This is a genomic window from Nocardioides sp. NPDC058538 (assembly GCF_042719275.1).
Taxonomy (GTDB): domain Bacteria; phylum Actinomycetota; class Actinomycetes; order Propionibacteriales; family Nocardioidaceae; genus Nocardioides.
In genome coordinates, this window is record NZ_JBHXNY010000025.1 from 28,714 (window position 1) to 39,806 (window position 11,093).

General features: G+C 68.7%; 14 protein-coding genes. 9 read left to right on the top strand and 5 right to left on the bottom strand.

Features of this window, described 5'->3' with window-relative positions; genetic code table 11:
- The first annotated feature begins 23 nt into the window (after positions 1–23).
- From ACFWQC_RS20460 to ACFWQC_RS20475, 4 genes are read left to right on the top strand one after another with little or no spacing between them, the layout of a single operon-like run.
- Positions 24–1,343, top strand: a complete 1,320-nt coding sequence (locus ACFWQC_RS20460; RefSeq protein ID WP_378682049.1) for an MFS transporter — start codon at positions 24–26, stop codon at positions 1,341–1,343.
- Positions 1,340–1,708 (top strand): YidH family protein, encoded by a 369-nt coding sequence (locus ACFWQC_RS20465; protein WP_378682052.1) that lies wholly within the window; start codon positions 1,340–1,342, stop codon positions 1,706–1,708. The genes ACFWQC_RS20460 and ACFWQC_RS20465 overlap by 4 nt, the downstream gene beginning before the upstream one ends.
- Before the next feature lie 11 nt (positions 1,709–1,719).
- A complete protein-coding gene (locus ACFWQC_RS20470) occupies positions 1,720–1,980 on the top strand; it encodes a DUF202 domain-containing protein (protein WP_378682055.1) in 261 nt (86 codons plus the stop codon).
- Positions 1,981–2,021: 41 nt separating this feature from the next.
- Entirely contained in the window at positions 2,022–2,534 is a 513-nt protein-coding gene (locus tag ACFWQC_RS20475; RefSeq protein ID WP_378682058.1) for a hypothetical protein, read from the top strand.
- Positions 2,535–2,633: 99 nt separating this feature from the next.
- On the opposite strand, the gene ACFWQC_RS20480 is transcribed toward ACFWQC_RS20475, so the two are convergent.
- Positions 2,634–3,152, bottom strand: coding sequence for a pyridoxamine 5'-phosphate oxidase family protein (locus ACFWQC_RS20480; RefSeq protein ID WP_378682061.1), 519 nt, complete (start codon positions 3,150–3,152; stop codon positions 2,634–2,636).
- Positions 3,153–3,268: 116 nt separating this feature from the next.
- On the opposite strand from ACFWQC_RS20480, the gene ACFWQC_RS20485 reads away from it, so the two are divergent.
- Positions 3,269–3,640, top strand: a complete 372-nt coding sequence (locus ACFWQC_RS20485) for a hypothetical protein (protein ID WP_378682064.1) — start codon at positions 3,269–3,271, stop codon at positions 3,638–3,640.
- Here ACFWQC_RS20485 and ACFWQC_RS20490 read toward each other — a convergent pair.
- On the bottom strand, positions 3,563–4,609 hold the full coding sequence (locus ACFWQC_RS20490) for a GlxA family transcriptional regulator (protein ID WP_378682067.1): 1,047 nt from the start codon (positions 4,607–4,609) through the stop codon (positions 3,563–3,565). The genes ACFWQC_RS20485 and ACFWQC_RS20490 overlap by 78 nt on opposite strands.
- A 69-nt stretch (positions 4,610–4,678) precedes the next feature.
- Here ACFWQC_RS20490 and ACFWQC_RS20495 point away from each other — a divergent pair, with 69 nt between their 5' ends.
- Positions 4,679–5,239, top strand: a complete 561-nt coding sequence (locus ACFWQC_RS20495; protein WP_378682070.1) for a TetR/AcrR family transcriptional regulator — start codon at positions 4,679–4,681, stop codon at positions 5,237–5,239.
- A gap of 104 nt (positions 5,240–5,343) precedes the next feature.
- Complete coding sequence (locus ACFWQC_RS20500; RefSeq protein WP_378682073.1) at positions 5,344–6,165, top strand: alpha/beta fold hydrolase; 822 nt, start codon at positions 5,344–5,346, stop codon at positions 6,163–6,165.
- Positions 6,166–6,241: 76 nt separating this feature from the next.
- Here ACFWQC_RS20500 and ACFWQC_RS20505 read toward each other — a convergent pair whose 3' ends face one another.
- Positions 6,242–7,603: an FAD-binding oxidoreductase gene (locus ACFWQC_RS20505; protein ID WP_378682076.1), complete on the bottom strand. Its 1,362-nt coding sequence runs from the start codon at positions 7,601–7,603 to the stop codon at positions 6,242–6,244.
- A 181-nt stretch (positions 7,604–7,784) separates the two neighbouring features.
- On the opposite strand from ACFWQC_RS20505, the gene ACFWQC_RS20510 reads away from it, so the two are divergent.
- A complete protein-coding gene (locus ACFWQC_RS20510; protein ID WP_378682079.1) occupies positions 7,785–8,567 on the top strand; it encodes a class I SAM-dependent methyltransferase in 783 nt (260 codons plus the stop codon).
- Positions 8,568–8,577: 10 nt separating this feature from the next.
- Here the strand turns inward: ACFWQC_RS20510 and ACFWQC_RS20515 are convergent, their stop codons facing one another.
- Positions 8,578–9,591 (bottom strand): tyrosine-type recombinase/integrase, encoded by a 1,014-nt coding sequence (locus tag ACFWQC_RS20515; RefSeq protein WP_378682082.1) that lies wholly within the window; start codon positions 9,589–9,591, stop codon positions 8,578–8,580.
- An 84-nt stretch (positions 9,592–9,675) separates the two neighbouring features.
- On the opposite strand from ACFWQC_RS20515, the gene ACFWQC_RS20520 reads away from it, so the two are divergent.
- A complete protein-coding gene (locus ACFWQC_RS20520) occupies positions 9,676–10,674 on the top strand; it encodes an alpha/beta fold hydrolase (RefSeq protein ID WP_378682085.1) in 999 nt (332 codons plus the stop codon).
- On the opposite strand, the gene ACFWQC_RS20525 is transcribed toward ACFWQC_RS20520, so the two are convergent.
- The gene (locus tag ACFWQC_RS20525; RefSeq protein WP_378682088.1) at positions 10,655–11,044 is read right to left on the bottom strand and encodes a DUF1304 domain-containing protein; all 390 of its coding nucleotides are present in this window, start codon (positions 11,042–11,044) and stop codon (positions 10,655–10,657) included. The two genes, ACFWQC_RS20520 and ACFWQC_RS20525, sit on opposite strands and share 20 nt — an antisense overlap.
- Positions 11,045–11,093 lie beyond the last annotated feature (49 nt).

The following is an 11,093-nucleotide window of genomic DNA, read 5'->3' on the forward strand; positions in this document are numbered from 1 at the left end:
AATATCTTGAAGGGCGGATCTCCGTGTCCTACCGCACCCTGCTCACCGAGTACCCAGTCGGAGCGCGCCGTCGCGTGCTGCTGGCTGTCGTCGTGCTCGCCCTGTTCATCTCGGCGTTCGAGGGTCAGCTGGCCCCCGTCCTGCCGTTGCTGCTCGACGACCTCGGGATGTCGCTCAAGACGTATGGCCTCATCACGGCCGCGTCGCTGATCTTCGGTGCCCTCGCCGGCTACCTCGGCGGGGAGCTCGCCGACCGCGTCGGCCGGGTGAGGATCCTGGTGCCGTTCATGTTCCTCTCCGCCGCCGCCTGCCTGTTCATGGCGACCGCGGACTCGGTGGGCCACTTCGCGCTCGCCAGGATCGTGCTCGCGTTCGTCGAGGGCGTCGCTGTCGCCGGCACCCAGCCACTGATCCGCGACTTCACCCCGCGGATGGGCCGCGCGCAGGCGTTCGCCTTCTGGAGCTGGGGCTCGGTCGGCGCCAACTTCTTCGCCGCCGCCGTGGCCTCGGCGACCCTGGGTGTCTTCGGCAACCAGTGGCGCTCGCAGCTGTTCATCATGGCCGGCGCCGCTCTGGTCGGTGCCGTCGTGGTCGCCCTCACCCTGCGTGACCTCGCCCCGGAGGTCCGCCGCGCCGTGCGCCTCACCGAGCGCGAGGCCCACACGGTCGAGGTTCCCCAGGGCGGGAAGGGTCTGAGCCTCCTCCTCGCACGCCGCGCCTTCTGGACCCACGTGCTGGCGATGTCGTTCCTCTACGTCCTGCTGGCGACCATGAACGCCTACGCCCAGACGATGCTCGTCCAGCAGTTCGGCGTCTCGGTCCGTGCCGCCTCGGCGATGACGATGGTCTTCTGGCTGAGCAACCTGGCGATGAGCCTGGTCTTCGCCCGCCTCTCGGACCGTACGCAGCGCCGCAAGACTCTCATGGTCGGCGGCGGTGTCGCCGCCGTGATCTTCCTCGGCGCCTTCCTGGCGCTCATGGGCCGGGGGAGCGAGGCGTCCTCGAGCCTGGTGCTCGTCCTGTTCATCGGCGTCGGAGTGGCCCTCGCAGCGATCTTCGGCCCGTGGATGGCGAGCTTCTCCGAGCACGTCGAGGAGGTCCACCCTGACATCCAGGGCCGAGCCTTCGGTCTCAACCACCTGCTCAACCGCACCTTCATCCTGGCAACGGTCCTCTTCGCACCGCGAGTGGTCGAGGCGACAGGCGGCTGGGAGCGCTGGATGACGATCGCCTGGGTGGCGACGGTCCTGTTCACCATCACCGCGGCACTCGTTCCCGGCGTGACCGGCCGCCACTCCCGGACCGACACAGACGCCGGGGCCCTCACGCAGCCTGCCTCGTGACCCGCGTACGCCGGGGCCGGCTGGACAGCTGGCTCTACAGCTCGAGCGACGAGCCCGACGTCAGGTTCACGCTGGCCAACGAGCGTACGTTCCTGGCCTGGATCCGCACCTCGCTGGCGTTCCTCGCCGTCGCGGTCGCCGTCGACACTCTCGAGGTGGGCGGCGGCACCGCCCTGGCCGTGCTCGCTCCGCTCAGTCTCGCGATCCTCGCGGCCGGGTGCGCCGCGTGGTCCTGGTGGAGCTGGGTACGCAGCGAGCGGGCGATCCGCATGCGTGACGCCCTGCCGACCCGCCGAGCACCGCTTGCCCTGGTCTTCGGTGTGCTCGGCTCGGTCGCGCTCGTCTCGATGGCCCTGCTGGTGTGAACGGGGCCGGCATGGGCGGAGACCCGGGGCTGCAGCCCGAGCGGACCGAGCTCGCCTGGCGGCGTACGCATCTGTCGCTCGTGGTCGCCGCCCTCGTGGTGGTCCGCCACCCGCTGGCCGAGGGCCACCTGTGGTGGCGTCTCGGCGCGGCGCTGGTGGTGGCCGCGCTGGCGGCATACCTGCTCCTGGGGCGCCGCCGCGTCCACGTCACCGCGGCGGTCGCTGCCGCGATCGCTGTCGTCGAGGTGGCCGGGACCGCTGGGCTGCGGTAGCTCCCCTTGAAATCGTCGAGTTACCGAGTAAGCATAATTACATGCTTACAACCGAGGTGCGCGGGTGGTTCAGCGGACGACTGCCCGATGGCGTGTACGACGAGATCGTCGATGTGGTGGTCGACCGCGAGGAGATCACCGTTGTCGGGCGGATCAAGGAGCCGAAGACGGCCGAGGGCGCTTCGGACGAAGAGCGGGCAGCTGCGAACGAGGGGCGGGCGAGCGAGTTTCGCGAGCGCACCCGCGAGGACCGGATGGCCGTCGCGCGGCAGGCCGAACGCAAGTTCGACCGGAAGGTGTCGTGGGCAGTCGAGATCGGGGGAGAGCGGCACCTCTTCACCAATGTCTCGGCGCCGGTCATGACCCGACTGCGTCAGCCCGAGCGCGCCGTCCTCGACCTGCTGGTCTCCGGCGGCGTCGCCCGGAGCCGGAGCGACGCGCTCGGCTGGTGCGTCAAGCTCGTCCAGCAGCACTCGAGCGAGTGGCTCGAGGAGCTCCAGCAGTCACTGGTCAACGTCGAGCGAGTGCGCGCCAACGGTCCCGACAAGGACTGAGACGTGTCGTGACACGGGTCGTCCCGGTCCCTCGGCGTCAGACGACAGTGGCGCCCATCAGCGCCCAGGCCAGGGGAGTGCAACGGCTCGCGGAAAGTCCTAGTGAGTACGGGCGGCGTCGCGCTCCGCACGCTGATGGACCAGCTCCTCGACCTGGGTCGGAAGCGTGGTCTCGAAGTCGATCAGCTTCGCCCAGGTCGGGGTGACGACGATCCGGACCATGCGGTCGTACAGCGAGCGGACCTCGGCCTCCCAGGCGACCCGCTGCTCCGGCGTCATCTCGTAGGAGCCGTTCATCTGGAGGTACTCCCAGGGGATTCCCTCGACGAGGTCGAGCTCGACCGTGCCGCGGATGAACAGGATCTTGGGAGGGTGCACCTCGGTGTCGATGGTCAGCGCGACGACCGGGTTGTGGCGCAGCGAGATGAGCTTGGGGGAGTTGGGCGTGGTGCACATGACGACCTCTGAGCCGTTCCAGGCGAACCCGATCGGGACGTTCCTCGGAGTCCCGTCCTTGGCGACGTACGCCAGGCGGGTCAGGTCACGCGCCAGGAGCTCCTGACTCAGCGGACGGCTGAGGACCTCGTCGATCTCGCCGGGCTGCATGGTGTTCGACATCTGCGTCTCCTCGGATGTGGCGACCTCGGCTGGTCGCATTCACTCCATGAACGGAGACGTTCCCATCGTCTCTACATCCCGCGGGAGATCACCAGCCGTCGGACAAGATGGTTCTCATGGACCACGAGAGTGCGCGGCGCTCGGCCGCATTCGTAGGACTGGCCACGCTGCCGATCGGGGCAGCCATCCTCCTCGCGCCGAAGCAGGTGGGCCGGGCGCTGAAGCTCGGTGATCACCCCACGGCGCTGCGAGCGATCGGTGTCGCGGACCTGGCGCTGGTGCCCGGGTTGCTGGCGGGTCGCCGCCGGCTGCCCTGGATGGCGGCTCGCGCCGGCCTCAATGTTGCGATCGCGGCGTACTGCGTGAGCCTCGCGCGCAGCGAGGGCAACATCGGGCCGAAGATCGCCGCGTCAGCGCTGGCGGTCGCTACGGCTGCCGACGCCCGCACGATCCTTGCCCTGCGCGAAGGTGAGAGTCGCCGGTCCTGACCTTGTGACTCCGATCTGGGTGCGGATGCCGCGGCGGTAGGCCGAAGGTGAGACGCCCAGGCGTGCGACGAAGGTGCGGCGGAGGGCCTCGGCGCTCGAGAAACCGGCATCGGAGGCCGCCTGCGCCACCGAGCGGCCGGCCTCCAGCCAGCTCCGCGCCAGATCGAAACGTACGCTGGCAGCGTACTCGGCTGGGCTCATCCCGACCTCGTCATGGAAGAGGCGCGTGAGGTGGCGCGGGCTGATGCTGACGTGACGCGCCAGTGAGATGACGCTGTGCCGGTACGACGGGTCCTGGGCGATGAGCTCGGTGATGACACGCACCGGGCTTTCGGGCACCGCCACAGCGCGCAGGGGAGCGGAGAACTGGGTCTGTCCGCCCGAGCGTCGCAGGTAGACGAGGAGCCCCTGGGCGACCCGCTGGGCGGTTGCCGCGCCGAGGTCGTCCTCGACCAGGGCCAGCGCAAGGTCGATGCCGGCGGCGACGCCGGCGGATGTCGCGACGTGGCGATCACGTACGAAGATCCGGTCCGGCTGCACGTCGATGAGAGGGAACCGAAGTGCCAGGTCGTCGGTGAACTTCCAATGGGTGGTCGCGCTGCGCCCGTCCAGCAGGCCGAGCTCCGCGAGCACGAACGCCCCGCTGCAGATCGACACGACGCGTCTGGCCCGGCCGGCCAGGGTCTGCGCGGCGGTGAGCAGCTCGTCGGTCACGAAGGCCGACGGCGCACGCTCGCTGCCCGGCACGATGAGCGTGTCGAGCGATGGGGCGTCGGCTGCGGCGGCACTCACAGCGACACCGCCGCCGATCGACGAGGTCACCGCGGCGCCCGAAGGCGAGAGCAGGACCACCTCGTACGCCTCTGTCGCCTGGTTCGCCTCCACGAATACCTCTGCGGGACCGACGTAGTCCAGCGCCTTCACGCCGTCGAAAAGGAGGAACCCGATCCGTCGCCTCGTACCAGCCATCGACATCCTCTCCAGGTTATGGATTGAGTATTCCATAACGGTGGTCATGAAGACCGGTACATTCGGGGAATGGCCAGACCTCGGGAGATCTCAGTCACGGCGGTACGTGACGCAGCGCTCGACGTGTTCCGTGAGCATGGCTACGAGCGAACCTCCATGCATGACCTCGCCGAGCACACCGGCGCGGGCAACGGCAGCATCTACGCGGCGTTCGGGAGCAAGCGCGGCCTCTTCCTCGCCGCCCTCGAGGCCTACTGCGGCGGCAGGATCACCCTGACGACCGACGCCTTGGCGGGGGAGGGCGGAGCCCGTGAAGCCGTACGCCGCTACCTGCTGCGCATCGCCGACGACTGCACCGGAGATCCGCGGCGCCTCGGCTGCCTCATGGTGCGGTCGCTGGCAGAGCTCGCCGACCGCGACCCCGAGGTGGTCGACATCTGCAGGCGGACCCTCGAGGTGATGGAGGAGCGGATCGCGGCCCGCATCGGAACCGGCACCGGAGCAGGCACGCTGGCGCGCGAGATCCTGCTCTTCTCGCAGGCTCTGATCCAGGCCGGGGCCACGGCGACGTCGCGGCGAGAGCTGCGCGAGTCGGCAAACGCCTACGTCGACCGGCTCGTCCTGGCCTGACGCGTCCGTTTCCGAGGGATTCGCGGCCGTTCGGGCAGGCGACTCGGGGCGGTGTATGGGGCGACGATTGTGGCGTCCTCGCTCACCGATCCAACAGGAGCACCATGCCCTTCTTCACCACGTCCGACGGCACCGACATCCACTACTCAGACTGGGGGAGCGGTCAGCCGATCGTGTTCAGCCACGGCTGGCCGCTCAGCTCGGACGCCTGGTCGCTCGAGCGCAAGACGCTCGCCGACGCCGGCTACCGGGTGATCGCCCACGACCGCCGTGGCCACGGTAAGTCCGCCCAGCCCTGGCAGGGCAACGACATGGACACCTACGCGCGCGACCTAGCCGAGCTCGTCGAGCATCTCGACCTGCGTGACGCGGTCTTCGTCGGCCACTCGACCGGCGGGGGAGAGGTCGTCCGGTGCGCGGCCCAGCACGGCGACGGACGCGTCGCCAAGGTCGTCACGATCGGTGCGGTCCCGCCGATCATGCTCCAGACCGAGGCGTACCCCGAGGGCCTCCCGATCGACGTCTTCGACGGGATCCGGGCCGGCGTGCTCGCCGACCGATCGAACTTCTACCGCGAGCTCGCGCCGTCGTTCTTTGGCTTCAACCGTGACGGCGTCGAGACGTCGCAGGGCGCGATCGACGACTTCTGGCGCCAGGGGATGCTCGCCGGGATCCAGGCGGCGTACGAGTGTGTCGCGGCCTTCTCGGCGACCGACTTCACCGAGGACCTGAAGGCGCTCGATGTACCGATCTTCATCGCGCACGGCGACGACGACCAGATCGTGCCGATCGGGAACGCGGCGCTGAAGTCCATCGGGCTGGTCCAGGACGGCACGCTCAAGGTCTACCCGGGCGCTCCGCACGGGATCTTCGGTGCGTACCAGCAGGAGCTGATCCAGGACATCCTCGACTTCATCAAGAAGTGACCGAGTAGCGACTCCGTGGCGCGGGACCGCCTCGTGTGGTCCCGCGCCACGCCCTGGCGCCGGCGAACCGGCGTCGTCAAGGCGCGATGTTCTGGTTGTGACTGAACAGGTTCTCCGGGTCGTAGGCCTGCTTGACCTTCCTGAGTCGCGCGTAGTTGCTGCCATAGGTTTCGGTGACGCGGCCCTGGTCGTCGTCGGACATGAAGTTCACGTAGCCGCCGGCCTCGGAGTGCGGCGTGAGCGCGGTGGCGTAGTCGCGGACCCACGCGATGTGGGCGTCGTCGTCGGAGGCGTCCGGCCAGGCGGAGACGATGACCGTCGAGAACGTCGCATGGCGGTAGGAGAACGCGGTGTCCGTCGGGCCGACACGGGAGGCCGCCCCGTTGATCGAGTACAGGTGCATCGTCGAGCTCGCGTTCGGCGCCTTCGGGCCGTGGGCCAGGTGCACCTCGATCGCCTCGTCGGTCAGCTCGGTGACGTAGTTGCCCTTCCAGTAGCTGCGTACGCCATGGGGGAACAGGTCGTCGAAGGCGCTGTTGAGCCAGGGGTACGGCATCGGCCCGACCATCTCGCCGACGCGCGGCGCGAGGTCACGGAACGGCTGCATCGCCGCCTCGCCCTCCTCGACCGGCCCACTCCAGTGGACGACGGCGGCGCAGAGCGTGTCGCCGTGGCGCTCTTCCGGGAGGAAGGGGAGGGGAGGGGCCACCTGGAACGCCGGAAAGGCCCCGTAGCGTTCGTCGGCTTCGGGGATCCAGGTGCGGAAGAACCGCAGCAGGTCGCCGGCGTGCTCCAGCTCGTAGAAGAAGAGTCCGACGACGACCTGGTCCACAGGATGCAGGTCGAACTCGAAGCTCGTGACGACCCCGAAGTTGCCGCTGCCTCCGCGAAGCGCCCAGAACAGGTCGGCGTTCTCGGACTCGCTGGCGCGACGGAGCTGTCCGTCCGCGGTGACGACGTCGGCTGAGCGAAGGCTGTCGATCGAGAGACCGAAACCACGGGTGAGGTAGCCGATGCCGCCGCCGAGCGTGAGACCGCCGACGCCGGTCGTGGACACGATCCCGCCGGGCACGGCGAGGCCGTGGGCATGGGTGGCTTCGTTGAGGTCGGCCAGTGTCGCGCCGCCGCCCACGCGAGCGGTTCGCGCCGTGGCATCGACCTCGACGGAACGCATGGGGGACAGGTCGATGACCAAGCCGTCATCGATCGTCCCGTAACCGGGCGAGCTGTGCCCGCCGCCGCGTACGGCCAGCGGCAGGCCGGCGTCGCGTGCGAAGTTCACTGCGGCGATGACGTCGTTGACGTTCGCGGCAGGGACGACAGCGGCCGGGCGACGGTCGATCATTCCGTTCCAGACGGCTCGAGCCGTTTCGTAGTCGGGATCGTCGGGTGCGACGACCCGCGTCACTTGTTTGCGGAGTTCGTTGATGGATGTCATGACGCCAGCGTCATCCGGCGCGGTCGCGGCAACCATTCCTACGACGCCACGTCATCGAGTTCCGGTACAGCGGGGGACCGCCGTAGGAGGGGACTCACGTGACGCTACTTGACATAATGTGCATTATCGGCGACTAATCCAACGGCTGAAACAGGGGGTCGAGCGGCTAGGGTTCGCTGCTGTGACTGAAGACTTCGACCCGACCGCACACAACCGCGTGGCGTGGGACGAACTGGTCGACAACGACAACGAATGGTCCCGGCCGGTTGGTCCCGAGATCATCGCGAAGGCACGTCAGGGCGACTGGTCGGTGGTTCTGATCGGCCACGAGCCGATCCCGCGTGATTGGTTCCCGTCCGAGCTGGCCGGTGCCCGGGTGCTCTGCCTTGCCTCCGGCGGTGGCCAGCAAGGTCCGGTCCTCGCGGCGGCGGGCGCCTCGGTGACCGTGTTCGACAACTCGCCCAAGCAGCTGGCTCGCGATGACGAGGTCGCCGCTCGTGACGGGCTGGAGCTTCGCACCGTGCTCGGCGACATGCGCGACCTGGGTGTCTTCGACGACGCCAGCTTCGACGTCATCGTCAACCCGGTGTCGAACGTGTTCTGTCCCGACCTGACGCAGGTCTGGCAGGAAGCGTTTCGGGTGCTGCGCCCCGGCGGGACGCTCATGGTCGGTTTCATGAACCCGGACGTCTACATCTTCGACGAGGTGGCGCTCGACCGGCAGGAGCTGGTGGTACGTCACTGCCTCCCGTTCAGCTCGCTCGACCTCTCCGAGGCCGACCGGATGCACGCCTACGGAAGCGGCCCGATCGAGTACAGCCACTCGCTGACCGAACAGATCGGCGGACAGCTGGCAGCCGGGTTCGTCCTGACCCACCTCAGCGAAGCGCCGCACCACGCAGACGTCACGGCCCAGCACCTGTCCGCCTACATCGCAACCCGCGCGGTCAAGCCAGAGAGGTGAACCTCCGCGTTCAGTCGGGTGGTGGCGCAGCCGTCTCTCGCAGCACTTCGCGCGCCGGCGACAGCAGCACGGCGTCGCGTGTGTCGGCGGCGGTCGCCTTGACGTAGATCCCGGTGGTCTTGAGATCTTCGTGACCGAGCAGTCCTTGTACGGCAGGCACCGGTACGCCGGAACGGATCAGTCCCTTGGCGGCGCTGTGCCGAAACGCATGCGCGGCTTCGCCAGGCTGCTTCGGGACGCCGGCCAGACGGATCCAGGTCTCGACCAGGTGGTTCAGAGCGCCGGGACGCAGCTGTTTGCCCGATGTCAGCACGAACAGGCTGTCGGCCGCGTCGCGAGCGCCGAAACGGGCCTCCAGCTCGACCAGGTAGAGGTCGACCGCATCGACGGCCTCGGGCGGCAGTGGCAGGTTGCGCTGCTTGTCGCCCTTGCCGATGACCCGCACCAGGGTCTCGCCGTCGGGCTCGCGCCGGATGGAGCCGATGGTGAGGCCGCACAGCTCCGCGGCACGTACGCCGGTGGTGACCAGCACCGCGAAGATCGCCCGGTCGCGAGCCGGCCAGCGGCGCCGGTCGGTGCCTTCGCGTGGGGTCGAAGCGACCCGCGCCAGGCGGCGGAGCTCGTCGACGCTCCAGCCGGCCGGCAGCCGACTGGGCCGTTCAGGTGCCTCGATCCGCAGCGTCGGGTCGACCAGCAGGTGTCCCTCGAGCTGCAGCCAGTGGGTGAAGAGCCGCAGCGTGCCGACGCGGCGCTGACAGGTGGCCGCGGCCGAGCTCTCGCGCAGCGACCTGTAGGCGATGCGTACGTTCTGGTCGGTCAGCGCCGAGATCGGGACCAGCGCCAGCACCTCGGCATCAGGCTCGCCGCCCGCATCGACATGCAGCTGCCGCGCCCAGGCGGCGATGTCTTGCCGGTACGCGTTGCGAGACTTGTCGTTGAGCCCGCGGCGCGTGAGTGTGGCCCGGTCGGTCAGGAAGTCCTCGACGACATCGCCGAACATCACACCATCGTCAGGTACGCTCACATCCCCCGATATTACAGCCTTTTCGAACATTTCTGCGATAGGGGGCACTATCGCAGAAATCCGGTGAGGTGGCAGACTCCAGCCGTGGCCGACACCGCTGTGACTCACCGCACCGAACACGTCAACGGAATCGACCTCCACTGGGTGGAGTCAGGGCCGGCGGACGGCAGGCTCGTGATCCTGGTGCACGGGTTCCCGGAGTCCTGGTACTCATGGCGCCACCAGATCGCCGCGCTCGCCGACGCGGGCTACCGGGCGGTCGCGATCGACGTCCGCGGATATGGCGGCTCCTCGAAACCGAGTTCCATCGAGGACTACCGGATGCTGCGCCATGTCGGCGACAACCTCGGCCTGGTGCACGCTCTGGGCGCGGAGACGGCCACCATCGTCGGGCACGACTGGGGCGCTCCCATCGCTTGGACAACGGCTCAGCTGAGGCCGGACGTCTTCACCGCCGTAGCCGGTCTGTCGGTGCCGTTCAGCCCCTCCGGACGCCGTCGGCCCACGGAGGCGATGGCGCAGGCCGGTGGTGACGACGAAGACTTCTACATCTCCTACTTCCAGACCCCGGGTGTCGTCGAGGCCGAGATCCTGCTCGACGTACGCCGCTGGCTGCTCGGCATCTACTACTCGATCTCGGGCGACGGCGTGCTCGCCGCCGGTGGGGATCCGCGCGGGGCGCTCGGACTGGTGCCACGCGGCGACCGGCTCTCGGACCAGTTCGTCTACCCCACCGAGATGCCCGAGTGGCTGACCGAGGCCGATGTCGACTTCTACGCCCGCGAGTTCGCCGACTCCGACTTCCTCGGACCGCTCGCGCGCTACCGCAACATCGACCGCGACTGGGAGGATCTGGCGGCCTTCAGCGACGTGCCGATCAGGGTGCCGTCGCTCTTCGTCGCCGGCGAGTACGACGGGCCCGCGATCACCGGTCGCCGCCAGATCGAACGCTTCGACCAGACCCTGCCGGGCCTCACTCGCTCAGTGGTACTCCCCCGGTGTGGACACTGGGTCCAGCAGGAGCGCCCCGAGGAGACCAACCAGCTCCTGCTGGAGTTCCTGGCTAGCTCAGCGCCACGCTGATCGCCAGGGCCACGACGGCGAGCAGCGGGATCACGCCCTGCTTGAGAGCCGCGCTGCGCTTGTCGGGCGAGAAGATGAACAGCACCGCCGCGGCGGCTGCCATCGAGCCGGCTCCGGCGAACACCAGGGCGGCGCCGACCGCTGCGGAGCACACCGGGTACAGGACGATGCCGACCGCCGTGACGATGGCGAGGAACAGGTTGTAGAAGCCCTGGTTGAAGGCCAGCTCCTTGGTCGCCTCGGCCTCCTCGGCGCCGATCCCGAACACGGCACGCGTCTTCGGGCTCGTCCAGGTCAACGACTCCATGACGAAGATGTAGACGTGCACCAGGGCGGCCAGCGCGGCGAGCACCAATCCAGCAACGACCATCACAGACCTCTTCCGGGTTGGGTGCTCGAGCACCGGCTGAGGCTGACAG

Excerpts from the sequence above, each read along its gene's own strand:
- ACFWQC_RS20470 (WP_378682055.1), top strand. The coding sequence starts at position 1,720 with ATGGGCGGAGACCCGGGGCTGCAGCCCGAGCGGACCGAGCTCGCCTGG.
- ACFWQC_RS20475 (WP_378682058.1), top strand. The coding sequence starts at position 2,022 with ATGCTTACAACCGAGGTGCGCGGGTGGTTCAGCGGACGACTGCCCGAT.
- ACFWQC_RS20480 (WP_378682061.1), bottom strand. The coding sequence starts at position 3,152 with ATGTCGAACACCATGCAGCCCGGCGAGATCGACGAGGTCCTCAGCCGT.
- ACFWQC_RS20485 (WP_378682064.1), top strand. The coding sequence starts at position 3,269 with ATGGACCACGAGAGTGCGCGGCGCTCGGCCGCATTCGTAGGACTGGCC.
- ACFWQC_RS20490 (WP_378682067.1), bottom strand. The coding sequence starts at position 4,609 with ATGGCTGGTACGAGGCGACGGATCGGGTTCCTCCTTTTCGACGGCGTG.
- ACFWQC_RS20495 (WP_378682070.1), top strand. The coding sequence starts at position 4,679 with ATGGCCAGACCTCGGGAGATCTCAGTCACGGCGGTACGTGACGCAGCG.
- ACFWQC_RS20500 (WP_378682073.1), top strand. The coding sequence starts at position 5,344 with ATGCCCTTCTTCACCACGTCCGACGGCACCGACATCCACTACTCAGAC.
- ACFWQC_RS20505 (WP_378682076.1), bottom strand. The coding sequence starts at position 7,603 with ATGACATCCATCAACGAACTCCGCAAACAAGTGACGCGGGTCGTCGCA.
- ACFWQC_RS20525 (WP_378682088.1), bottom strand. The coding sequence starts at position 11,044 with ATGGTCGTTGCTGGATTGGTGCTCGCCGCGCTGGCCGCCCTGGTGCAC.